Here is a 24,004-nt window from a genome sequence, read left to right as displayed (position 1 = left end):
TATTATCCCTCCATCCGCATCATACTTTTCTGTACTACACTCTATGCGGGATGATTCAGGAAGTGCCCTGTCTGAAAGCAGCCAATAAAAAAAGCCGCGGATTGCGGCTTTTCATTATCTTTGATTCGGAAAAATTCTGTTGATCGTTTCACCAAATTCTTCAAAAAGTCCTTCGATCGGTTCGCCATTTTGAATTCTGTCGCCATAGTTTCTCATCCGGTCAACAAAGTCAGGGTTTGCCGAAACGAACACATTGTTGATGTTATTGTCTGTTTCTTTAACCTTTTTCGAGATTTTCCCTTTCAGCTCATTCGTCAAGTTGCCTTTCGGATTGCCTTTCAAAACGACCGCGACATAAGCGTTGCGGTTTGTCGTAATCACGTTTGCACTACTGACTTCTTTAAGTTCCGCCACTTTATCTGCGGCTTTATCCGCCACTTCCATATTATTGTCTTCACGATTGGCATCGCGGTTGTCTGTCACATTCATTCGGTCATTGACATTTCTGCCGTCATTGACATTCGTAGCGTCGTTATCTCTGTTTGTTACATTTTGAAGCGCATTGTCCTGATTGCGCCGGTTGTTATCTGCCCCTTGGTTTGCCATGCCGCATCCGGCTGTGAACAGCAGCGGAAGGAGCAAAGCAGCAATCGCGCCTTTTTTCATATTGAACATTAAAATTGCCTCCTTTAATGATTTACGTATAGTTTTTTTCTTTTTCGTGTTATTTATTTGTCTAAAATATATTTTTTATACGCTTATTTTGTTATGATCATAACGGACGAAAAAATATCCAAATAAATCCGGAGGTGTATATGAAATGGAAAAAGCGGATAGCATTTTGCATGCGCTGCGCATTAAAGACTTTGCGGTACATCCCGATGAGACTCAGCTTATTTTTGATACAAACCTCAACGGAACATCGAACCTGTGGGCGATGGATCTTCCCGATACATACCCGTACCAGCTGTCATTCTTGAATCAGGACTCAAAAGGAATTGCCTACAATCCCGACGGCTCAATCCTTTATGCTGGTTTTGACAATGACGGAAACGAACAAAGCGGACTGTACAAGCTTTCTTTAAAAAACGGGACGTTCCAATCATTAAACGGAAATCAAACAGACCGCCACTTCGCCCCCATCCCTGTGCAAAACGCAGTTTACTACTCCTCTACAAAGGACAATCCGACATTTTTAAATACATACAGATATGATTGTCTCACTGAAAAAGAAGAGCTTATTTTTGAAGGAAAAGACGGAACTTCAATGCTGTCTGATGTAAGCCCGGGCGAGAAAGCCGTCAGCATACATGTCTACTATGTCAACAGCCATTCTGTCTGTATGGTCCATACAGCTGAAGGCGTGACGACAGGAATCTTCCCGGATGAGACGCTGCCTCACATGGTTTATTCTTCCCATTTTGCATCTGATGATCGGTTATTCGTCACGACAAACTACGAAGCCGAGTTCTCATATCTTGCCTTGTACACTGTTTCATCCGGTATTTTTACGCCGGTGCTTTCGATTGATAAAACTGATTTAACATCCATCCACGCTGACCCGAATGGAACTTTCCTTTATCTCATTGGAAAAAAAGGTGTCAAAGAGGTGATGTATGAGTACAACACAGCAACGGGGCAAAGCCGGCAGATCGATTGCCCTTGCACATCCATTTCGAAAATACACTGCGCCTATTCTGGTACGCTGTACATTCTCGGCTCAACGCCGACCAGGCCGACTAATCTCTACGTATTAACGAAAGGACAGTCAAAATGGCGGCAATTAACGAAACATTCGGTTCCGGGTTTCTCCGAACAGGAGCTGTCTTATCCTGAAGTTGTGACATATCCTTCTTTTGATGGCCTGCCAATAGAAGGACTGCTGTTTAAGCCCTCCCCGGTAGAAGCGAACGGCTGGACGATTATTTGGCCGCACGGCGGACCGCAAGATGCAGAAACCTTTATGTTCTACGATCTCTTTCAACTCGCTGCAAAAATGGGTTACCAGTTATTCGCTCCTAATTTCAGGGGATCAGCGAATTACGGTTATTCATTCTTTAAAATGGTTGAACAAGATTGGGGAGACGGGCCGCGCCTCGATATGACCGCGGGCATCGACTGGCTTATCGATCAAAAGCTTGCAGACCGCGAAAAACTCTTTTTAATGGGCGGCAGCTATGGAGGATATATGTCGCTTTTGCTCCACGGGAGGCATCCTGAGTATTTCCGCGCCGTCGTCGATATATGCGGAGTCAGCAACCTGTTTTCGTTCGTCAAAACCGTACCTGATTTCTGGCAGCCGATGATGGAAAAATGGGTCGGCAATCCGGAGCGGGATTATGAAAAAATGAAAGCCGATTCTCCTGTTACATATCTGGAGAATATGACTCAGCCGATGCTGATCATCCAAGGCGCAAACGATCCGCGCGTCGTAAAGGAAGAGTCCGATCAGGTCGTCGATCAGTTGAGGAACATGGAGCGGAATATCGAGTATCTCGTTTTGGAAAATGAAGGGCACGGTTTTTCCAAAAAAGAAAATAAAATGAAAGTCTACCGCGCCATTTTCGAATTTTTTGAAAAGCACCGCTTATATCACGCGGCCAAGGTTGAAGAATAAAACCGATCATGACTGGGGATGGTATACGTAAAAAGGAGGTTGACCCTTTGTTTAGAAGAAGATCTGGCATCCATCCCGCTGTATTAGTTTTAGGATCAGCTGCATTAACCGCGGCTTTTTCTCCCGAAATCCGCAAAAGATTGACCGGCATGTTCGCGAATGGCATGAGAGGACGGCAGCAAGGAAGCGGCCGCAATCAGACGATGATGAATCCGGCTGACATGATCAAGCAGGCTTTTAATCCGGGAGGACAATCACATGAACACCGCCAGTCAGGCCATACGGCAAATGACCAGCATCAATCAAGCCATATGACTGCTCCGGTGAATGTCATGAACGATCAGGCTGCAGCTCAGACGATGTTCGATGACGATCAAAGCTATTCATAAAAAACGGCCCGCACGAGCTCTCAAGCTGTGCGGGCCGTTTTTCTTTTACACTTCTGCTTCAATGATATTTGTACGGTCTTGGTACGTGTCTTTTTCAAGCTCATTTGTCACTTTGCTCGTGACAAGTCCTGACGTCATGCTGCCGCTGACATTGAGAGCCGTACGCCCCATGTCGATCAGCGGCTCAACAGAAATCAGAAGTCCGGCAAGCGCTACAGGCATGTTTAATGCCGAAAGGACGAGAAGCGCTGCAAAGGTCGCACCTCCGCCGACGCCTGCCACTCCGAAAGAGCTGATCGCAACAACTGCGATAACCGTGAACAAGAATGACGGATCAAGCGGATTTTGGCCGACAGTCGGCGCGATCATAATCGCGAGCATTGCAGGGTAAATGCCGGCACATCCGTTTTGACCGATGGACAGTCCGAAGGATCCGGCAAAGTTCGCAATGCCTTCTGGAACACCAAGGCTTCGCTGCGTTTTAATGTTCAGCGGCAAAGCGCCTGCGCTTGATCTTGATGTAAACGCGAATACAAGAACTGGAAACGCCTTTTTCAAGTATGTGACAGGATTTAAACCGCTGAATGTAATGAGCAGCAGGTGAATGATGAACATGACGATCAGCGCCGCATATGAAGCGATGACAAATTTGCCGAGTTTGGCAATGCTGTCGAGGTCGCTCGTTGCAATCGTTTTTGTCATGATCGCCAATACACCGTAAGGCGTCAACCTCAGAATTAAGGTGACCACACGCATAATGATCGCATACACGGCATCAACCATTTTTTTGAAAAGTTCAGCTTGTTCAGGCTGTTTTCGGTTGACCCCGAGATAAGCGATCCCAAGGAAAGCCGCAAAAATAACAACTGCGATCGTTGATGTCGGTCTTGCTCCAGTAAAGTCTAAAAACGGATTTCCAGGAAGAAGCTCGACAATTTGCTGCGGAAGCGTTTTGGCTTCCATGTCCTGCGATTTCTGTTCGAGTTCCGCCCCTCTCATTGTCTCCGCCTGGCCTTGGTCCACATGGACGGCCTGCAGGTCGAAAGCAAGCGCGGACGCGATACCCACCGCAGCAGCGACGGCTGTCGTCGCGATTAAGAGCCCGATGATCAATCCGCTGATTTTTCCGATATTGTGCGTCAGCTTAAGCTTTGTAAAAGCACCCAAAATCGAGATGAATACAAGCGGCATAACGATCATCTGCAAAAGCTTGACATAGCCGCCGCCTGCGATATTAAACCAATCAGAAGTCTGCGTAATCGTTTCTGAAGACGAACCATATATAAAATGCAAAGCGAATCCAAAAACAATTCCGATTCCCAGAGCGGTAAATACCCGCTTAGAAAAAGAAACATGCTTTTTTTGCATCATATAAAGGAGCGCCATCAGGCCGAGCATGACGATAATATTAATAACAACAAATAATGTCATGATAACAAAAGCACCCCCAGAATTTTTTACATTTAAAAACTATAGTACAACAAACCTGATTGGTCAAGTAGGAATTATCGATGTATTTCAATATATGACCCGGGAAGCAATTGCGCGACTGACATTTTATTCGCCGATGTCTTTTAGAGGAACGAAAGTCGGCAGCTGTGCTCCGTCAAATTCTTTTTTAATCAATTCAGCAGTGTCGTCTGCTTGATACAGCTCGACGATCTTTTTCAAATCTTCGCGATCCCGGTCTTCTGTTCTGGCCGCAATAATGTTGATGTACGGTGTCGCTGTTTCATCTTCCAGTTTGATCGAATCTTTGACAGGATGGAAGCCGGCGTCAACCGCTATGCCGTTGTTGATGACGGATGCAGCGACATCGGCAAGCACGCGCGGCGTTTGCTCTGCGGCCACCGTTGTGATTTTGAGTTTTTTAGGATTTTCTTTAATTGCATCAAGCGTTCCATTTCCGTCAAATCCGTCCTTTAATTGAAGCAGGCCGGCGGACTCCAGCAGAAGCAAGGCTCTGCCCATGTTCGTCGCTTCGCTTGGAACGGCAATTTCCGCGCCGTTTGGTATATCGCCAGGCGAATCATATTTCTCGGAATAAATGCCCATCGGAGCGATGATCGTTGTGCCGACCGGCGATAATTCAAGGTTGCGTTCCTTTTTGAATGCATTAAAGTAGGATATCGTCTGAAAAGCGTTGGCGTCAATGTCGCCGCTCGCCAAAGCCTGGTTTGGCTGAACATAGTCGGAGTATTTGACGATTTCAAGCTTTAAGCCTTCTTTTTCGGCTTTTTTCTTCACAAAGTCCCAAATTCTCGTATCCGTTCCGCTGATGCCGATTTTAATGGTTTTCGCATCAGAGTCTGCCGCGCACCCCGCGATCACTGCCGCAAGCAGCAGGAAGATCACAACACATGCAAATTTTTTCATAATAGCCGTCTCCCTCTCTGTCTATCTTCTTCTCAATTTTTTTGACAGAACGTTTCCGGATGTCTGCAATCCTTGCACTACGATGACGAGAATTGCAACCGTGATGATCATCGTCAGCGTGTCAAATCTTTGATAGCCGTATGTGATCGCCAAATCCCCAAGACCGCCTGCACCAATCGCACCAGCCATCGCCGACGCCCCGACCAATCCGACCGTTGCCACCGTAAAACTCAGCACAAGCGAACCGAGCGCTTCTGGAATCAGAAACCTGAAGATGATCTGTCTCGGAGTCGCTCCCATTGCTTCAGCGGCTTCAATGACTCCCGGATCCACTTCAAGCAGAGAGTTCTCGACGAGTCTAGCGATGTAAGGCCCCGCATAAAAAGTCAAGGGAACAATCGCTGCCGATGTGCCGATCGACGTCCCTACAATCAGCCTTGTCACTGGAATTAAAGCAACCATTAAAATGATAAACGGGACGGACCGGAAAATGTTAATGATCATATTGACAAACGTAAAAACTGCCGGATTCTCAAGCAGATGCCCCTTTCTTGTGACTACCAGCAAAATGCCGAGCGGAATGCCGATCACGCTTGAAAATAAAAGCGAAAAAACCGTCATTTGAATCGTCTGAACCAGTGCGTCAATGATTTGGTCATATGTAACTAGCATGCTTATACCTCCCTGATGCGAATGTTTTCCCTGCGTATATATTCGAGCGCCCGCCCGATTTCACCATCTTCCCCCTGCAGCTCGACCGTCATGCTGCCAAACGGAATTCCCTGAAGCTCTGTAATCGTTCCGTGCAGAATGTTGACTTCTACGTCATACCGCTTTGACACTTGAGAAAGAAAAGGCTTCCCAGAAGATTCGCCGACAAATTGAAGCTGGTAGAGGTGCTTCAGATTTAATTTTTGAATCGATTCAGGTATCTCGTGGTCGATGGCTGATTTGACAAAGCTTTTGGCCGTTTCGGTTTCCGGCGCGGAAAATACGTCAAACACACTGCCGGATTCAATGATTCTTCCTTTTTCAATTACCGCAACTTTGTCGCAGATTTCTTTTGCCACATTCATTTCATGAGTGATTAACAGAATCGTGATGTTATATTGTTCATTGACGCGCTTCAGCAGCTTCAAAATATCGCCGGTCGTCTGCGGGTCAAGCGCTGATGTCGCTTCATCACAGAGCAGAACCTCCGGATTTGTCGCCAGCGCCCGGGCAATCCCGACGCGCTGCTTTTGTCCGCCCGAAAGCTGATCCGGATAATCGCGGGCTTTATCCTCAAGTCCGACAAAACGGAGCAGCTCCGTCACTTTTTTCTTTATGTCGGCTTTCGGTGTTTTAACAAGCGCAAGCGGCTCAGCGACATTAGCGAAAATCGTCTTTGAATTTAACAGGTTAAAATGCTGAAAAACCATGCCGATCTTCCTTTTCACAGTTCGTATCTCAGCTTTCGACAGGGACATTAAGTCTCTTCCGCCGACGAAAACCTTTCCGGCCGTCGGTTTTTCAAGGAAGTTCACACAGCGGATCAGCGTGCTTTTTCCTGCGCCGCTGAAGCCGATGACGCCGTATATTTCCCCTTTATCCACATGAAGGTCGATTCCATTGAGCGCATGGACCTTCTGTCCGCCGCTTTCATAGACCTTTTCAACGCCTTCAAATGTAATCATGATGATCTCCTCCTCTTTTAGGGCTAACAAAAAAGGCTTCCTCTTAAAAAATAAGAAGAAGCCTTTGACGACACAAAGTAAATAGAGTGAGTCCGCTCTCTTCTTATCTTCCAAGCCCGTACGGCTTGTTGGATGTGGCACAGTATTCTGCTGTATGCAGAACCCGCTGCCGAGGTTTCACAGGGCCAATTCCCTCCGCCTCTCTGAATAAGAAGTATAGTTGCATGAAGTTTTACCTAACTTTACAGCTTCTTCGAAATGTTGTCAATCAGATTCGTGAAAATTTCAAAAACTCCCTTTTTACTCATTGTTTTTCACCCTGAGCATTAAATTTCACTTTTTTTAAAAAAATTGTGTTTAGCAGTTGTAATTTCGTTTAAACACTGGTAAAGTAAAGGTAATTATTTTTGTTCGAACTATCTTTAAGAAGAAAGTTTTGTAAGAGTTTTCGTCTTGGAAGTTTGTTTTAGAGCAAGAATAGTGAATTTAAGCGTTATCGCTTTAGGAGGAAATTTCATGCTAGAAGGTAAAGTAAAATGGTTTAACTCTGAAAAAGGTTTCGGATTCATCGAAGTTGAAGGACAAGACGATGTATTCGTTCATTTCTCTGCTATTCAAGGCGAAGGCTTCAAAACTTTGGAAGAAGGCCAATCTGTATCTTTCGAAATCGTTGAAGGAAACCGCGGACCACAAGCTGCTAACGTAACAAAAGCGTAAGCTGTGAACCGCTGATCTTCATACAGGACTGCTGACCGAATGTCAGCAGTCTTTTTATATTTAAAAAAAGCCTGACGCCCGGAAACCGGTGTCAGGCTTTTTTTAAACGTATACCGCTTATGAAGCGATGTCTCTCTTTGTGAATACAACAAAGGCGAGCACATGAAAAACGATAAAATAGACAGCCAGCATCACAATCGAGAATCCCAGCGTCATGTCTGAAACAACCGGAGATCCGTCAAAGTATTGAGTGAGGTCCGTGTTGGCAAACAGGATGTATTTCGCCCAAGCAAATTTCGTCGCGAGCAGGCCTGTCACCGTTCCGCCCATAACCAAAAGGAAAATCGAAATACCTACGGCGAGCGAGCTGTTTCTGAAAACCGCTGAAATCATAAAGGCCATTGTCGCCATCATCAAAAGCGAAATCGAATTCAGCAAATAGCTGCCGGCCAAATGCAATAGCAGGCTTTTTTCTTCAACCGTTCCACCGACATACACCAAGTGAACCTGGCTGCTGTCGCCTGCCCCGAATAAAGCAAGGCCTGTGATCCCTGCGCTTGCGAACAGAATGAAAAGCAAAGCCAATGCGAAAAGCAGGACCGTAAAATATTTTGCCAGCAGGATTTTAAAGCGGCTGATCGGCCTGATGACAAGCAGCTTCACCGTTCCCCAGCTGAATTCATTCGCAACGATTCCCGCCGCCACCGTGATTACAAACAAACCGGCGAGCGAGATGAGCCCGCTCGTATCGCTGATGAAAGACAGAGCTGAATAATCCCCATCTGCCGGTAAATCGTGCTTGATTCGATACTCATTAATTGCGATCGACTGTTCATAATTTTTTTCAAGTGTTGGATTGCTGTTCCCTTTAAGCTGTTCCTTCATGTCCTTATTTTCCTGCGCCAATTCCTTTTTCCAGTCCGTGTTTTGGTCTGTCTCTCCGATCGTCTTTGTGAGAACGCCCAGCCCGATGACAGCTAACAGCAAAATTCCGATCATGACGTATGTGCCTTTTCGATTAAAAATTTTGATCCATTCATTTACGATGAGATTAAACATGCTGAGCTTCCTCCTTATCTGCGGTGATTTCCAGGAATCGGTCTTCCAGCGATTTGTTCACAGCCTTCACTTCATATAAGCGAACACCGCTGTCTGTCAAGTGTTTAATCAAATCAGGCACTTCATCCTTTTGAATGCTGAGCTCTATCCCGCCTTCCGCTTCGTCAACCTTCACCTTTCTGAAAGCAGCCGCTTCCCGTGTGAGAGCCTGGGTGTCGTCCGCTTGAATATAATAGCGCTTCTTCTCATCCCGAGCGGGTCCGTGCACATGCTGAATATCCCGGAGCTTTCCGTTTTGAATAATGGCGATCCTGTCGCACATCAGCTCCATTTCTGAAAGCAGGTGGCTTGAAACGATGACCGCCATTCCCTTTTCTCTCGTCAGCTTTCTTAAATAGTCACGGATTTCCCGGATACCTGCCGGATCAAGCCCGTTCGTCGGCTCATCGAGAATCAACAGCTTTGGATCGTGCAAAAGGCTTTGGGCAAGGCCAAGCCTTTGTCTCATTCCTAACGAATACGTTTTGACCTTGTCGTTGATCCTGTTTTTCAATCCGACGAGCTCGACGATTTCGTCAATTTTCTTTTTCGTCACGCCTTTCGTCATGCGCGCGTATTGCTGAAGGTTTTGGTAGCCCGTTAAAAATTTATAAAGCTCCGGGTTTTCAACGATCGCTCCGATATGCCGTGCAGCCTTTTCAAAGTTTTCTTTTACGCTGACGCCGCACACGGCGATTTCACCGGCGGTAATGCTCATATGTCCGACAATCATCCGGATCGTCGTCGTTTTTCCGGCGCCGTTCGGCCCCAGGAAGCCGAATATCTCGCCTGCCCGCACGTCAAAACTCAAGCCCTCGATGATCTTTTTCCCCCTGATCGTTTTTGATACATTTTTTAATTCCAAAAGTGTTTCCAATGTTTCTCCTCCCGCTTTTTCAATTTTTTTCTTTAATAAACCGTTTCAGCCATTCCAAAAGCGACATTCCGGATTCCTCGCGCAGCTGTTCGACATCCTTTTTTGCTTCAATTCGGCCATTTAAGACGACATCCAATATTTGTTCAATTTCATAGGTGGCGATGGCGATTGTCTGCTTGTCAAGCTCCAAATATGTAAGAAGGCTTTTGACTGTCGACTCCCTCACCATCGGAGACCGGATGGTTCATCAAACAGCACGACCGCTGCATCGCTCGCCAATGTGAGCGCTAGCTTCAGCCTGCCCCGGTTCCCTTTGGAAAGCTTGCCGATTTTTATATCCCTGTCGATTTTTCTTGTCCTTTAACAGGTTCCACGCTTTGTTTATACGGAAATCGGAAAAATTGGTTTCATAATAGTGAATATATCCTTGACCCGAAATGGACGCAGAACATATCAAGCTCTGTTAAATAGAGACGTTCTTCGTCTCCTTTCTGGCTGTTCATCATGAAATTTGAAATCAGCATTTAAAGAAATGCTCCAGAATCTCTGCACTTTCTGGAATAAGCCGCTCTTGATGAACAGCGCCTCGAATAATCCATAAGCATCGTAGATCAACAAGGAAATGTCCCGGATGATTTTTTGATAGCCGAATATTTTCTGAGCGCTCATCTATCGTTCGAAAGAACATCACTCATGTGGAAAAAAACACGCAGCCTAAACAGACAGCGATATTGACGAGAAGCAAATGACGCGGAAAACAGGCTGTTGCTGCTTCGGATCAGAACGTTTCTGACAATCAGCTCGAAAATGAATAAACGGCGCGAAATATCAATTGGTATACAACAGCAATAACGCATTGTTGTTCGAATTTATAACTAAAGCTGCGTCTTCCCTTCCAGACCGAGCTGTATCAGAGTACTGCATCAGTAGTGCGGGGGGAATCGGAAGTAATATTGCAAAAAAAGCGCAAATAAAAAAGCAAACCCGCTGGTGCCCAGCGAATTTGCCTTTAATCCTGTTCCCGTTTTTTCATGGATTTTAATGCGTTTCGGTAATCCATATCGTCCATTTCCGTCTTCTCGGGATATTTTTTTTCCTCTTTTGGTTGTTGAAGTTTTTGCAGGATCGCCCGATAGGTTTGATCATTCATTTCGAACGGATCTTGCTGATCGGCTTTAACCTGCTCAGGCTCTTCTTCTTCCTGAACCTGAGGAATGCCAGCCGCAGATGCAGCTTTATCCTCATGTTCGGGTTTATCCTGAGAAGACGCCGACCGCACATTAAATACCACCAGACCGATAATGACGAGGACAGCAGCGATGATGGTCAGTATAATGGTCATGTCAAATCGCTCCTCACTGTCCTGCTGTAAAGCGGTCTGCCACCTGGGCGACGCGTCTGCCTAAAGCCCGGCCCAGCTCCAGGCCTTCCTCGCCGATCAATTCGTCACTGTCGACAGGACACGTGATGCCTGCACCGTAATAAGACCCGTATAAAGCATTTTCAGGTACATTTCCAGGCAAGCCGACGACCATCATGCCTTGATGAAGCATCGGTGTTATTAAGTTGAGCATTGTCGCCTCAAGACCGCCGTGGGTCGTCGCCGTTGTGCAGAAGACTGCGCCGATCTTATTGATCAGCTTTCCTTCCGCCCAAAGGTAGCCCAGCCTGTCGATCCAAGTTTTTAATCCGGAGCTGATTGTACCGAAATGGCCCGGGCATCCCCAGATGATAGCGTCCATTTCTTCGAGCTTTCTAATATCCGCCTGGCTGACATGATCGATCCGCACGTCTGCAGCATCATGTTCCCCCGCGCCTTCTGCAATGGCTTCAGCCAGCTTTTTCGTATGCTCGCCTTCACTGTCGTAAACAACATAAATTTTCATGTCAGAACCTCCTCATTTTAAGATTCTTTCGCTTCTTTAGGAGCCGGAAGCAATGTCAGCTCCTGCGCTTTGTTCTTCCTGCGCAGCTTGTCTTTTCTGACATCCCTCAAAAACAGGCTGAGAACGAGACCGATGACACAGAACCCGGCCGCCCACATAAACGCGTCATTAATACCCATGACGTTCGAGTTGAGCTGCGCCTGTCCGGTCAAATATTTCACGACATATTGTTGTGCTTGTTCGAGAGATATATGCATCGATTGCGCGGTTGACTGAATCGTTGACTGCAATGTGCTCATAAATGACGGATCAGCCGTATTTGTCTGATCGGCCATTGATGCATAGTGGAATGTCGTACGATTCGTATAAATCGTCGTGATCAAGCTCGTTCCGATCGAACCGCTGATTTGGCGAAGCGTATTCGACATCGCCGTTCCGTGGCTGTTTAGATGCTGCGGAAGCTGGTTCATGCCGGCAGTCATAATCGGCATCATCAGCATAGACATCCCAAACGCCCGAATCGCATAGATCAGCACGATGTACATATACGGCGTATCGATCGTAAGCGTCGTAAATTCGTAGGTCGTCACAACGGTGATCAATAAACCGACAATCGCCAGCGGCCTTGGGCCGACTTTATCAAATAAAATTCCTGAGATCGGCGACATCACAAGCATGACGAGTGCGCCCGGCAGCATAAGAAGCCCCGACTGAAGCGCTGTAAAACCGACCAGGTTTTGCAAATAAATCGGAATCAGGAACATTCCGGCATACAAAGCAACCGTAATGATGGCGTTGATCACGCTTGACAGTGAAAACATATCGTATTTGAACACTCTGAAGTCAAGCATCGGTTCTTTCGATTTCAACTGCTGGATGATAAAAGCGGCAATGCCGATTACACCGATCACAACTGTAGAAAGTACGATCGGATCATCCCAGCCGTCTGAGCCGGCTTCGCTCACGCCATACAGCAACGCCGCAAATCCGACGACTGAAAGAATCGCGCCTGCTGTATCCAATTTGATTTTTTTAGGTTCCGTCATATTTTTAAATAGGAAAAAACCGAAAATGATGACGATGACACCAACCGGCACAAGGCTGTAAAACATGATCCGCCAGCTGTAGTTTTCAATGACCCAGCCGGATAGAGTCGGACCGACAGCAGGAGCAAACATCATCGCAAGGCCAAAGATCCCCATTCCTTTCCCGCGGCTTTCCGGAGGAAAGATAAAGAGAATCGTCGTCATGACCAAAGGCTGAAGTATGCCTCCGCCGACTGCCTGAATGAGGCGTCCGGTTAACATCGTCGAGAAATTAGGCGAAATTCCGCATATCAGCGTTCCGGCCGTAAACAGCAGCATGGCCGTTAAAAACAGGCTCCGTCCGCCGAACCGCATAATCAGAAAGGCTGATAAAGGAATCAAAACGCCGTTGACAAGCATATATCCGGTTGTCAGCCATTGAATCGTTGTGGCGCTCACATTGAACTCTGTCATGAGATGAGGCATCGCCACATTCAGCAGCGTTTGGTTTAAAATGGCCAGAAACAAGCCGGCCATTAATATGATAAGCAGTGACATATTTCCTTTTTTCTGAGAAGCCACTTATGACATCCTCCTTTCGCTCGTTTTTATTTCCCCCGGTTATTTTGAAATTTTCACGGATGCGTTCATTCCCGGCAGCACTTTGTCAGACGGGTTTTTGATTGAAATTTTCACAGGTACTTTCTGCGTTACTTTCGTGTAGTTTCCGCTTGAATTGCTTTGAGAAAGCAAGTCAAATGTTGAGTTTGTCGCATAGCCGATTTCTTCGACATTCCCTTCAAATGTAGTGCCTGAATCACCGTCAACGACGATATCGACTTTGTCCCCTTTTTCGATGTCTTTCAGGTCGTTTTCTTCAATGTTAGCAGTAATGTACAGATGATCCATGTCGATTGTTTTCGCAAGCGTTTGACCGGCTTGTACGATCTGGCCTTCCTTCGCTTCGTTTTTGACAATCGTTCCGTCCATGATCGACTTCACGTCAACCGTTTGTTCCCCTTTGATTTTCGCTGTTTTTTCGTCCTTCGAAACTTTTGATCCTTCTTTCAAATCCCAATCTGCGAGCTTCCCTGATGCAGGCGCCGTAATATCGGCCATCTCGCCTGCCACGTGCGCTTCATCGGTTTTCACATAGCTGATGCTGTCATAATAGAAATACGCACCTCCTGCTAAGATGGCAAGCACGATGATGAGTCCGATAATGTTCGTCGCAATTAAACGTCCTTTGCTCATGTTTTATTTCTCCTTTCATATCCTTATATTTTGGGTGAAGCCGGTTTGAACGGCTCCCTCGGTTTTGCTTTTCCTATTTCCTGCTCAGCAGCTTGCGGGACGTGTACTGAATAAGTTGTTCAAAACTGAGCAAGAAAGATCGGAAACGGTAAATTTGTTTTTACCTCTGCACAACAAAATAAATAGTTAACAAGATTAAATATTAGTTAAAGTAATAAAGAATGTCAATAACCTTGCACTTAAAATTTTGATTTAAATATTTTCCAAACAAAAAACCTCCGGCAGCGGAGGTTTAATTCAGGTTTTTTCATGTATATTGGTGCCGTTCTTCATTGTTGAAGAAGCTCTTCAGAGCCTGAAAAACATCGGCTTTCTGTTTCAGCACATAATACTTGAATTTTTCATTTTTAATATTTTTGTAGGCTGACATTAAAGTTGAATGTCTGTTGTACTGGTTGACTTCGCCGTAGCAAAATATATTCGCTTTCTCCATAATCTCTCCGACAAGCTTGACGCACCGCGCGTTGTCGGATGTCAGATTATCGCCGTCCGAAAAATGAAACGGATAAATGTTATAGCGTGTCGGATGGTATTTGTCTTCGATCAGCTCGAGGGATTTGCGGTATACAGATGAACAAATTGTTCCCCCGCTTTCCCCTTTCGAAAAGAAATCTTCTTCTGATACCACTTTGGCCTCTGTATGATGGGCGATAAACTCGATATCGACCGTTTCATACTTTGTCCGTAAAAAACGTGTCATCCAAAAGAAAAAACTTCGCGCCATATATTTTTCCCAAACGCCCATCGATCCGCTCGTATCCATCATGGCGAGCACAACGGCTTTTGATTCAGGCTTTACAGAGTCATTCCACGTTTTAAATTTTAAGTCTTCGGGATAGATCGGATAAAACGACGGTTTTCCAGTCATTGCGTTTCGCTTAAATGCGCTGAGCATCGTTCTTTTCTTATCGATGTTGCCCGTCAAACCCGTTTTGCGGATATCGTTGAATTCAATATCTTCGACAACGATATCATCGCGCTCTTTCTGTTCTAAATTCGGCAGCTCCATTTCGCTGAAGAGCGCCTCTTCCAAATCGATTAACGAAACTTCCGCTTCATAATAATCTTCACCGGCCTGATCGCCCGCTCCCTGGCCTTTGCCGGCGCCCCGCTTATCAGAGCCGTCCCTTGCGACGATATCTCCTACTTGGCTGTCGCCGTCTCCCTGGCCGGCATGTTTATTTTTATCATAGTTATAGCGGATTTTATACTCATCCAACGAGCGAATCGGAATTTTGACAATATCTTTGCCGTTGGACATAATGATGCTTTCTTCTGTAATCAGGTCAGGCAGATTGTTTTTGATCGCGTCCTGCACCTTTTTCTGGTGACGCTGTTGGTCATCATACCCTTTTCGGTGGAGGGACCAGTCTTCCTGAGAAATAATAAAATGGCCATTGTCTTTATGGGACATGAATTCCCCTCCTTATTGATAATCCCCTTAAATGGCTTCGGTTTATAGGTCAAAGTCCTGCGGATGCAAGTCTAAAAGTGTTTATTGTTATCTTATGCAGGTGCAAATAACTTTTGACAAACAATTTTGAAAATGGGACAAAAGGACCCGCCCTTCTCCGGACGGGTCTTCAAGCTACCGGTTTAATAAGCTTCCTACATATTTTAAGAGGTCGTTTGCGCTTGTCGAGTTGTAGCCGTGCTCATCAATGAGACGGGCGACGACCTCGTTGATTTTCTTGAGCTGCTGTTCGTCCGGCGTTTTTGTCGACGTCGTGATTTTGACGACATCTTTCAAGTCTGCAAACAGCTTTTTCTGAATCGCTTCCCTGAGCCGCTCATGGGAATTATAATCAAATCGCTTCCCTTTTCTTGCATAGGCAGAAATGCGGATGAGAATTTCTTCTCGGAATGCCTTTTTCGCATTTTCGGAAATGCCGATTTGTTCTTCTATTGACCTCATCAGCTTTTCATCCGGATTCATCTCTTCTCCTGTCAGCGGATCGCGGAGCTTAATTTTATTGCAGTACGCTTCGACATTATCAAGATAATTGTCCATCAGCGTTTTCGCCGACTCCTCATAAGAGTATACAAACGCTTTTTGGACTTCTTTCTTCGCCATTTCGTCGTACTCTTTTCTGGCGGCGGAAATAAAGTTCAAATAGCGCTCGCGGTCTTCTGCCGAAATCGACGGATGCTGGCCGAGTCCTTCTTTTAAAGAACGGAGGACATCGAGCGCATTGATCGACTCCATATTTTTGCGGATGATCGTCGACGAGATCCGGTTGATGACATAACGCGGATCGATTCCGCTCATTCCTTCATCAGTGTATTCTTTTTTCAAATCCTCGACATCGACTGAATTGTATCCTTCAACGCTCTCTCCGTCATACAGCCTCATTTTTTTGACGAGATCAATGTCTGACCTCTTCGGCTCCTTCAGCCTTGTCAAAATTGAAAACATCGCGGCCACTTTTAGCGTGTGCGGCGCAATATGAACATCAGACACATCGCTTTCAGCGATCATTTTCTCATAAATTCTTTCCTCTTCCGATACTTTTAAATTATATGGAATCGGCATGACGATAATCCGCGAATGGAGCGCCTCGTTTTTCTTATTGGATATAAATGAACGGTATTCGGTTTCATTCGTGTGGGCTACGATCAATTCATCCGCTGAGATGAGCGCGAACCGGCCCGCTTTGAAATTCCCTTCCTGTGTAAGCGATAAAAGGTGCCAGAGGAATTTTTCATCGCATTTCAGCATTTCCTGAAATTCCATCATTCCTCTGTTCGCTTTGTTTAATTCTCCGTCGAACCGGTATGCGCGCGGATCGGATTCCGATCCGTATTCGGCAATCGTCGAGAAATCAATGCTTCCCGTCAGATCGGCGATATCCTGCGATTTAGGGTCTGACGGACTGAACGTGCCGATCCCCGTCCGTTTATCCTCTGAAAAAAAGATTCTTTCAACCTTCACGTCTTCTATTCTTCCGCCGTATTCCTGTTCAAGCCTCATCATGTTCAACGGGGACAGGTTTCCTTGAATGCGGATGCCGTATTCATTGTAAAAATCGTCCCGCAGATGCTGAGGGATTAAATGAAGCGGATCTTCATGCATTGGGCAGCCCTTAATCGCATAGACAGCCCCTTCATCTGTAAGAGAGTATGCTTCAAGCCCCCTTTTCAGCATGGTGACCAAAGTCGATTTCCCCCCGCTGACAGGCCCCATCAAAAGCAGGATTCTTTTTCTGACATCAAGGCGTTTCGCGGCCGGATGAAAGTATTCTTCAACAAGGCGTTCCAAAGGCTCTTCAAGACCAAACAGCTCTTTGTCAAAGAAGCTGTATACTTTTTTGCCGTCTTTCTCTTCAATGCCGCTGTCTTTAATCATATTGTAAACGCGGGAATGAGCAGATTGCGCGACAGTCGGATTTTCTCTTACGATTTCCAGATATTCAGCGAAGGTTCCTTCCCATTTCAGACGCTGCTCTTCCTCTCTATACTGTTCAATCTTTTTTAATATATCCATAAGAACCTCCTATATGATGATAAATGCAAGGTGCCAAGTGAATCACTGTTACATTCACTCTATGCGAAGATGTCCCTTTAGATGCTTTTCATATGAAAAATGAAATGTACTTTCCTCGAATTGACAAGGCTGGAGCAAACCATTCATAATAAGAGCAGAAAAGTTCCGTCCGCATGTGCTCCTGCGGAACGGCTCGCCGCATCGGTGCAGATGACAACAAGGGATCAAGGATGAGAGGGGGATTTTAATGAGAACGCTGATCATGATGGGGGTCATCCTCGCGTTTCTCGTATCCATATTTACTGCCGGATACGAAAGCAAACCCGGAAAGTAAAATTAAAAAAGAAAAAAGGATGGCTCACTTTTAAAGCCATCCCTTTTTTCACAACATAACACTGTTTTATTGCTGTTGATCCTCATTTACCTCAGACTTCGGAGATACCCGGTAGCTGCTCTTGTATTCAACTTTCTCAATCTTGCATCCCGGTCCTATATGCACGCGGTTTCCTCTGACCATTCGGGCCGCCGTGTTTTCCAGGTAAATATCGTCTCCTTCAATCGTCCCTGCCGAGAGAGTACCTCCGTTTCTATTAAACAACAGCCCGCGTTTATTGACGATCTTAATATCCGTACCGCCGATATCGCCAATCGAACTGTTTCCGTACTTTAAGCCGATGTCAATCACACCTGCGTTCAGGAGGCCCTTTACATCCAGGCTGCCCGTCAGTTTAAAATCCTCTGCCTCGCAATCGCCTCTTACGTTCAGGGCGCCTTTGACATCGCAAGTGTCAGCCGTCATATTTCCCCCGATATTGATGATGCCTTTCACGGCTGCATCGCTGATCTCGGCGTTCTCAGAAACATCCGCCGTGCCGTATACTCTGGCTTTGTCAGCTTTCAGCCTCCCCCGGATCTCTGTTTCCCCGTGTACACTAAAGCTTTTAATTTTCGCGTCGCCTGACAGTTCGCTTGTACCGTGTGTACTGAATTTTTCGCAATCAATGTTTCCCGTGATCATTCCTTCACCTCTAATGAGAACACGATGGAATGATCCGCCCCCCGCGCTTCCGGATCCGTGTATTTTCAAGTCGTGTTTCTTCATGTCCTATCCCTCCGCTATAATTTCCTTTTCTCTCCGACTTTTGCCGTTTCGGCCACCCGGATATCTTCCTTATACTCAATCAGGCCGATGTCGCAATTTTCGCCGATGATAACCGAATTGCCGCGGACAACTTTTGCGGTCGTATTGGCAAGTTCGATATGATCCCCTTCAATCAGCTCGGCAGACAGCCTTGGAGGAGAAATAAGCTCCGATAAAAACGAGAACAGCTTCGATTGATGTGCAGTGCAGACGATCCTCCGGCAGCCGATTTCTTTCACTTTACTTTCGCCGCCGTGAACCTTAATTTCGATTTGCTCCGCGTTTAACAGCCCGTCGATTGTAAAATAGCCTTCTGCAGAAAAATGTTCCACTTGGCAGTCTTTGCCGATCGACGTTTTTCCGCGAACGATCGCTTCGTCGCCTTTCACATGTCCGCTAATGCCGGCGTAGCCTAAGATTTTAAGCTTTTCTGCTTCGACATCGCCATCCACTTTTGCAGAACCATCAATTCTAACCTTTGAAGCCTCGATGGCGCCGTTTAGTTTTGCATGGCCGCTGATTCTCAGCTCATCCGCTTTTACGTCTCCGTTTACAGTCCCGGTGCCGCTGCAGCTGAACCTTTCGCAGTCAATATCGCCGTTAATCGTACCTTTGCCGTTTAACTCAACCGTTTGATACGCGCCTCCGCCTGAACTGCCGAATCCGTTTATCAATAAATTCTCCATCTTTGATCCTCCAATTACATGAATTTTGTTTTCAATTCTTCACTGCTCGCCGCCAGATTGATGTCAGCGGCTACCTTGACTCCCTTTTCCAACACAATGCTGCCCTCGGCAATCAGACATGTTGCAACGCCGAGCTTCCGGAGCACAAGCAGCCTTCCCTTGTTTTCCGCCTCGTTCGACATGATGACATCCAGCACCATTTTCCCTTCATCCAGGCTGATGTCGCCGGATTGAAGCAAGCCTTCCAGCACATAAGCCGCAAGTGCTTCTGTCAAATTAAATGGATGATCGCGTTTTCCGGTGCATTCTTCAAAAAACGCCATGACCGCTTCTGAAACGATGCCTTTTTTTAGCAGCTCCCCGCGGCTCGCGTTTAGTTCGGTCAAATCGGGCGAAAACATTTCCGCCATCTCATCAAGGGAAAGGTTTTCTTTCATGCTTTGAATGGTTTCAATTCTTTTTAAAATGTCTTCCCTCGGAAAAAACGTTTCTTGTCCGGTGAACGTAGACTTCCGGATAAACCACTCTTCAGGTATTAAATTTTTCCGTTTCCATCTATAGAGCTGTCCGTACGAGATCGAAGTCAAATCCAGCAGCTCTTTTTTTGAAATTAAATCATCCTGAACCATCTGTTTCAGCTCCTTCACACACATTGTAACATAACACTGTTACATTGGAAAACAAAAAAAGAGCCCCTTTTGAAAAAGGGCTCTTTACCTATTAAGTCAAATCTCTGTAATTCTGCTGGCGAAGCGCCTCATACACGAGGATTGCCGCAGTGTTTGATAAGTTCAGTGATCTGACGTGCTCTGTCATCGGCAGGCGCAGACAGCGATCCATGTTTTGTTCGATCAGCTCTTTCGGCAAGCCGTTCGTCTCTCTGCCGAAGACAAAGAAGTAATCTTCGTTTTGATCTGAATAATCAAATGAAGTGTGCGGTTTTTGACCGAACTTTGTAATGAAGAAAAAACGGCCTTCAGGATGGGCATCAAACAATTCATCCAATGAGTCGTGGTAGACGACATTGACGAATTCCCAATAATCAAGACCTGCCCGCTTGAGCATTTTATCGTCGGTTGAAAAGCCGAGCGGTCTGATTAAATGAAGTGTTGTATCTGTTGCTGCACAAGTCCGTGCGATATTTCCTGTGTTTGCAGGAATTTCTGGTTGATATAGTACGACATGCAATGCCAAAGTATTCACCTCTGTTTTTCTAATCCGCTGTTTATTATACCACTCATTTCGATTTTGTCGTATCATCTGATATATGAAAAAACGCATATCGAATCGATGAAGTATAAGCAGGCGAATCTTCGTAAGACCAGTACCTCATCCGGCAGTCGTGCGTTTGCGCGTTCACCAGCGGCATATTGCTTTTATCCTTCGCTGTCACAAGGGCCACGTGGTCAAATCTGCCGTCTCCGTTAAAATCATAGCAGATGACATCGCCTTCGATCAGCTCTTTCGCAGCCGGCTTTTGAACCGCTCGGAGACCGGCTTTTGAATGCTTCAAAAAGGTTCTGAGCGAATGAGCGACAGTCCAGCTGTAGCTCCAGGAATGGTTTTGCATCCACCAGCCCTTGCCTCTGTTCGGATAGCCGCGCATCGGCGCATCTCCGGCCCTTATGCACTGGGAAATAAAGTTTGTGCAATTGTCTTCAAAGTTTTTATAAGCAGGATTTCGTTTATTCCAATACGTTTCAGCATAGCGCACCGCGGCAAGCCGGTCATAGCGGAACGCCCTTCCCAGCAATTCGCGCATATCTTCATCGCCGTTTTCAGGCTCAGGATGAGACTGTGCGGCCGGACGCAGGGCCTCGGAGTCTTTAATGACCATCTGATCATACAAAAGGGCGTTTCTGTCTTCCATATGTTCTTCCATATACATATCATCCCCGTCTTTGCACAAATATGCGGTATGGGTTTGATAGTTCACATGTGACGCGCCGTCTTCATCAAGCCAATGCTCTTTTACAGCCGCTTCTATATTGGCCTTCACGATATGCACGCCGCGTTTTTGAAAAAGCCTCCGCTTCCGTTCAATGACTTCAAAACCTCCGGCATCCCGCCAGTTTGTTTCATCATTGCCGTTAATTAAGTATTGAAGTCTGGCTTTCAGGAGCTGCTCGATGATCTGTTTCAAGGGCTACACCACCATATGTTTGTTAATTCGTTTCTCATCATTAAACATATGTCAGGACAGCCCTCAATTAGTCGCACTCGTTTCTTTTAACAGGCCGATGCCTTTTTGAATTTCAGCTTTTGCGTCTTCATCCTGCTCGTGCGCGAGCGCGCGCTCCAATTCACTCATCACATCCGCTCCGCCGATCTTTCCGACAGCCCATGCGGCGGTTCCCCTGATGACCGGCCGCGGATCTTTGTGCATCAGCTCAATCAGTTCAGGGAGAGCGTCCGTTTCTTTAAAATGGGCAAGTGCGATAATCGCATTTCTCTGAATCGGCTTTTTGCCTCTCCATGAGCCGGCCACGTGGCCGAACTTTTCTTTGAATTCGCGATTCGACATCGTCAGAAGCGGCTTTAAAAGCGGCTTGGCAATCTCAGGGTCCGGCTCCATTTCAGGATGCAGATGAAAATCGACCCCTTTATTTTTCGGGCATACCATCTGGCACGTATCACAGCCGTAGATCCTGTTTCCGATTTTCGTACGGAACTCGTCAGGCAGAAAACCCTTTGTCTGCGTCTGAAAAGCGATGCAGCGCTGGGAGTTGAGCTGCCCAGGCTTGACGAGCGCGCCGGTCGGGCATGCCTCGATGCACTTGTTGCATGAGCCGCATTGGTCTTCGATCCTCTCATCAGGCTCAAAGGGAATATTCGTAATCATTTCCGCCAAGTAAACGTAAGATCCGAATTCAGGCGTAATGATCATGCAGTTCTTTCCGCTCCAGCCGATGCCCGCACGCTCTGCGACAGCTCTGTCTGAAAGCTCACCGGTGTCCACCATCGACTTCGTTCTGACATCGCTTCGCTGTGCTTTCAAAAATTCTTCAAGCTGATCAAGCTTTTCGCGCAGGACATGATGATAATCCTTTCCCCAGGAAGCTCTGCAAAAGATGCCCCTTCGTTCGCCTTTCTTGCTTCTCGGCGCGTCTTTCATTTTTGAGGGGTATGCAAGGGCGATGGCGATAATCGACTTCGCCTTCGGCAAAAGCAGATCCGGGTTCGTCCGTTTTTCAAGATCGGGTTCTTCAAAGCCTGATTCATAGCCAAGGGCCCGGTTCTCAATCAATCGTTCTTTTAATGTTTCAAATGTATCTGCACTGGCGAACCGGATTTTATCAATGCCGATTTGCTGTGCGAATTCGATGACATCCTGTTTCAGTTTTTTCACATCCATCGCGCAGAGCCTCCTTTCTTTGTTTTCGTTTTCGCTCTCTGTATAATAGAGTGTACCATGACACGGGAGTTGAATTAAAATTGGAACTTCGTTTGCAAATTGCGCCTGCTATTTTAAACCGTATTCCTTCATTTAAGGTTGGCGCTGTGTTATATCAAGGTATTGAGATCAACGGCTCCCCGCAAATGCTTAAAGGCCGGCTCCGCCTTTTTCAGGAATCGCTGTTTTTTGACTATGCCGACCGCAGTATCGAAGATGAATCGGCCGTAAAAGAATGGCATGATGCCTTCAGGGAGCTGAATCCGTCTTTTTCAGGCCGGGAAAGCGGACTCGAACGGATGCTGGAAGACATCAAAGAGCAGCGCTTTGTCGAGCCGAAAAATTCGGCGGTTGATCTGAGCCGTTTTTTCTCTCTCAAATATTTGATTCCGGTTCATATATATGACGCCCGGAATTTGAAGGGTCCGATCAAAATCGAACCCGGCGGCCCGGACGAGATCATCACGTTCTCCGATGATGCGGGAGCATTCGGCACGATCACCGAAAACCTCAGTCTTCATCATGCAGGAGCGGACACAAAAGATGCCTTGCAGCTCGTCTTTTTCAGGCCGTCATTATCTAAAGAAGAAGCCAGCCGGCTGCTCGATTCTTTGACAAAAATGTTTGAACAAATTCACGGCGGCAGGCACATTTCAGCCGTCTTTCCGTAAAAACCTGTTCTTGAAAAGAGCAGGTTTTTTATGATGATTTCATACATGAAAAAACGCAATGCTTCGTTTAATCTGAGAAACGAAACACTGCGTTATAAACAGTATGTATGGAGCGGGTGATGGGAATCGAACCCACGACATCAGCTTGGAAGGCTGAGGTTTTACCACTAAACTACACCCGCATATGATCACTAAAAACAACATCATCGTTTTGACTTTTATTATGTTACACGTTTATTAAAATTTCGTCAAGGGTATATTAAAAATTTGTCGAAAAAAAAACGCCGATTTAACATCGGCAGCTTTTTTCCGGACATTGACAGATTACCAGCTGGATTTCTTCACACCTGGAATCTGGCCTTTATATGCTAATTCTCTGAACGCGATCCGCGACATTTTAAACTTTCTCATATATCCTCTCGGCCTTCCGGTCACTTCGCAGCGGTTATGCAGCCTTGCTGGCGCCGAGTCGCGCGGAAGCTTGCTCAAAGCTCTGTAATCGCCTTTTTCTTTTAGTTCTTTTCTGAGTTCTGCATATTGTTCAACAAGCTTTTGGCGCTTTTTTTCTTTAGCAATTTTTGATTTCTTGGCCACTCTGAGTATCCTCCTTTATTCCAAAGCGTAATGATTACGATTTAAATTTACCACAACCT

The 24,004-nt window shown here is 46.1% G+C and carries 26 protein-coding genes, 1 tRNA gene and 1 riboswitch; of the genes, 4 read left to right on the top strand and 23 right to left on the bottom strand.

Annotated features, from left to right (window positions below):
- Nucleotides 1-114 precede the first annotated feature (114 nt).
- Entirely contained in the window at nt 115-675 is a 561-nt protein-coding gene (locus tag TRNA_RS26355) for a YhcN/YlaJ family sporulation lipoprotein (protein ID WP_003180053.1), read from the bottom strand.
- A gap of 145 nt (nt 676-820) precedes the next feature.
- On the opposite strand from TRNA_RS26355, the gene TRNA_RS26350 reads away from it, so the two are divergent.
- A complete protein-coding gene (locus TRNA_RS26350; RefSeq protein WP_003180052.1) occupies nt 821-2,617 on the top strand; it encodes a S9 family peptidase in 1,797 nt (598 codons plus the stop codon).
- 47 nt (nt 2,618-2,664) lie between these two features.
- Entirely contained in the window at nt 2,665-3,006 is a 342-nt protein-coding gene (locus TRNA_RS26345) for a hypothetical protein (RefSeq protein ID WP_003180050.1), read from the top strand.
- 45 nt (nt 3,007-3,051) lie between these two features.
- Here TRNA_RS26345 and TRNA_RS26340 read toward each other — a convergent pair whose 3' ends face one another.
- The 4 genes from TRNA_RS26340 to TRNA_RS26325 all read right to left on the bottom strand — a co-directional run bounded on the left by TRNA_RS26340 (nt 3,052) and on the right by TRNA_RS26325 (nt 7,058).
- Nucleotides 3,052-4,440 (bottom strand): L-cystine transporter, encoded by a 1,389-nt coding sequence (locus TRNA_RS26340; protein ID WP_025805528.1) that lies wholly within the window; start codon nt 4,438-4,440, stop codon nt 3,052-3,054.
- A 123-nt stretch (nt 4,441-4,563) separates the two neighbouring features.
- Nucleotides 4,564-5,382 (bottom strand): MetQ/NlpA family ABC transporter substrate-binding protein, encoded by an 819-nt coding sequence (locus TRNA_RS26335; RefSeq protein WP_003180047.1) that lies wholly within the window; start codon nt 5,380-5,382, stop codon nt 4,564-4,566.
- A gap of 21 nt (nt 5,383-5,403) precedes the next feature.
- Nucleotides 5,404-6,054 carry a methionine ABC transporter permease gene (locus TRNA_RS26330; RefSeq protein ID WP_003180045.1) on the bottom strand — a complete coding sequence of 217 codons (651 nt, stop codon included), beginning with the start codon at nt 6,052-6,054 and terminating at the stop codon, nt 5,404-5,406.
- Nucleotides 6,055-6,056: 2 nt separating this feature from the next.
- The gene (locus TRNA_RS26325) at nt 6,057-7,058 is read right to left on the bottom strand and encodes a methionine ABC transporter ATP-binding protein (RefSeq protein ID WP_003180043.1); all 1,002 of its coding nucleotides are present in this window, start codon (nt 7,056-7,058) and stop codon (nt 6,057-6,059) included.
- A 100-nt stretch (nt 7,059-7,158) separates the two neighbouring features.
- Nucleotides 7,159-7,272, bottom strand: a riboswitch (SAM riboswitch).
- A 302-nt stretch (nt 7,273-7,574) separates the two neighbouring features.
- Here TRNA_RS26325 and cspB point away from each other — a divergent pair.
- Nucleotides 7,575-7,775 (top strand): cold shock-like protein CspB, encoded by a 201-nt coding sequence (gene cspB, locus TRNA_RS26320; protein WP_003155376.1) that lies wholly within the window; start codon nt 7,575-7,577, stop codon nt 7,773-7,775.
- 117 nt (nt 7,776-7,892) lie between these two features.
- On the opposite strand, the gene TRNA_RS26315 is transcribed toward cspB, so the two are convergent.
- From TRNA_RS26315 to queG, 16 genes are all read right to left on the bottom strand, one after another.
- On the bottom strand, nt 7,893-8,834 hold the full coding sequence (locus TRNA_RS26315) for an ABC transporter permease (protein ID WP_003180041.1): 942 nt from the start codon (nt 8,832-8,834) through the stop codon (nt 7,893-7,895).
- Nucleotides 8,827-9,750: an ABC transporter ATP-binding protein gene (locus TRNA_RS26310; RefSeq protein WP_003180039.1), complete on the bottom strand. Its 924-nt coding sequence runs from the start codon at nt 9,748-9,750 to the stop codon at nt 8,827-8,829. Before TRNA_RS26310 ends, TRNA_RS26315 begins: the two co-directional genes overlap by 8 nt.
- Nucleotides 9,751-9,769: 19 nt before the next feature.
- The gene (locus tag TRNA_RS26305; protein WP_003180037.1) at nt 9,770-9,979 is read right to left on the bottom strand and encodes a hypothetical protein; all 210 of its coding nucleotides are present in this window, start codon (nt 9,977-9,979) and stop codon (nt 9,770-9,772) included.
- Complete coding sequence (locus TRNA_RS44390; protein ID WP_350314102.1) at nt 9,973-10,047, bottom strand: hypothetical protein; 75 nt, start codon at nt 10,045-10,047, stop codon at nt 9,973-9,975. Before TRNA_RS44390 ends, TRNA_RS26305 begins: the two co-directional genes overlap by 7 nt.
- Before the next feature lie 712 nt (nt 10,048-10,759).
- Nucleotides 10,760-11,092 (bottom strand): hypothetical protein, encoded by a 333-nt coding sequence (locus TRNA_RS26290; RefSeq protein WP_003180034.1) that lies wholly within the window; start codon nt 11,090-11,092, stop codon nt 10,760-10,762.
- Nucleotides 11,093-11,105: 13 nt separating this feature from the next.
- Nucleotides 11,106-11,636, bottom strand: coding sequence for an NAD(P)H-dependent oxidoreductase (locus tag TRNA_RS26285; protein ID WP_011197681.1), 531 nt, complete (start codon nt 11,634-11,636; stop codon nt 11,106-11,108).
- A gap of 17 nt (nt 11,637-11,653) precedes the next feature.
- Complete coding sequence (locus TRNA_RS26280; RefSeq protein ID WP_202604285.1) at nt 11,654-13,219, bottom strand: DHA2 family efflux MFS transporter permease subunit; 1,566 nt, start codon at nt 13,217-13,219, stop codon at nt 11,654-11,656.
- A 63-nt stretch (nt 13,220-13,282) separates the two neighbouring features.
- Complete coding sequence (locus tag TRNA_RS26275) at nt 13,283-13,915, bottom strand: HlyD family secretion protein (protein WP_003180031.1); 633 nt, start codon at nt 13,913-13,915, stop codon at nt 13,283-13,285.
- A 307-nt stretch (nt 13,916-14,222) separates the two neighbouring features.
- Nucleotides 14,223-15,389, bottom strand: a complete 1,167-nt coding sequence (gene yhbH, locus TRNA_RS26270; protein ID WP_003180030.1) for a sporulation protein YhbH — start codon at nt 15,387-15,389, stop codon at nt 14,223-14,225.
- Nucleotides 15,390-15,563: 174 nt separating this feature from the next.
- Nucleotides 15,564-17,459 (bottom strand): serine/threonine protein kinase PrkA, encoded by a 1,896-nt coding sequence (gene prkA / locus TRNA_RS26265; protein WP_009328994.1) that lies wholly within the window; start codon nt 17,457-17,459, stop codon nt 15,564-15,566.
- Between the two features lie 400 nt (nt 17,460-17,859).
- Complete coding sequence (locus TRNA_RS26260) at nt 17,860-18,561, bottom strand: hypothetical protein (RefSeq protein WP_003180026.1); 702 nt, start codon at nt 18,559-18,561, stop codon at nt 17,860-17,862.
- 14 nt (nt 18,562-18,575) lie between these two features.
- Entirely contained in the window at nt 18,576-19,286 is a 711-nt protein-coding gene (locus tag TRNA_RS26255; protein WP_003180023.1) for a polymer-forming cytoskeletal protein, read from the bottom strand.
- Between the two features lie 14 nt (nt 19,287-19,300).
- Complete coding sequence (locus TRNA_RS26250; RefSeq protein WP_003180021.1) at nt 19,301-19,915, bottom strand: YhbD family protein; 615 nt, start codon at nt 19,913-19,915, stop codon at nt 19,301-19,303.
- Between the two features lie 91 nt (nt 19,916-20,006).
- A complete protein-coding gene (gene trmL / locus TRNA_RS26245) occupies nt 20,007-20,489 on the bottom strand; it encodes a tRNA (uridine(34)/cytosine(34)/5-carboxymethylaminomethyluridine(34)-2'-O)-methyltransferase TrmL (protein ID WP_085959525.1) in 483 nt (160 codons plus the stop codon).
- A gap of 34 nt (nt 20,490-20,523) precedes the next feature.
- Complete coding sequence (locus tag TRNA_RS26240) at nt 20,524-21,429, bottom strand: amidase domain-containing protein (protein WP_009328996.1); 906 nt, start codon at nt 21,427-21,429, stop codon at nt 20,524-20,526.
- Between the two features lie 63 nt (nt 21,430-21,492).
- Complete coding sequence (gene queG / locus TRNA_RS26235; protein WP_003180014.1) at nt 21,493-22,641, bottom strand: tRNA epoxyqueuosine(34) reductase QueG; 1,149 nt, start codon at nt 22,639-22,641, stop codon at nt 21,493-21,495.
- Between the two features lie 80 nt (nt 22,642-22,721).
- Here queG and TRNA_RS26230 point away from each other — a divergent pair, with 80 nt between their 5' ends.
- Complete coding sequence (locus TRNA_RS26230) at nt 22,722-23,351, top strand: hypothetical protein (protein WP_009328997.1); 630 nt, start codon at nt 22,722-22,724, stop codon at nt 23,349-23,351.
- Between the two features lie 108 nt (nt 23,352-23,459).
- Here the strand turns inward: TRNA_RS26230 and TRNA_RS26225 are convergent.
- A tRNA-Gly gene (locus tag TRNA_RS26225) sits at nt 23,460-23,533 on the bottom strand.
- Between the two features lie 142 nt (nt 23,534-23,675).
- Nucleotides 23,676-23,945, bottom strand: coding sequence for a 30S ribosomal protein S14 (rpsN, locus tag TRNA_RS26220; RefSeq protein WP_003180010.1), 270 nt, complete (start codon nt 23,943-23,945; stop codon nt 23,676-23,678).
- Nucleotides 23,946-24,004 lie beyond the last annotated feature (59 nt).

The sequence above is a fragment of the Bacillus licheniformis DSM 13 = ATCC 14580 genome, from assembly GCF_000011645.1.
Taxonomy (GTDB): Bacteria; Bacillota; Bacilli; order Bacillales; family Bacillaceae; genus Bacillus; species Bacillus licheniformis.
The sequence above is the reverse complement of the archived record's forward strand: the minus strand, read 5'-3'. Positions and strand labels throughout refer to the sequence as shown.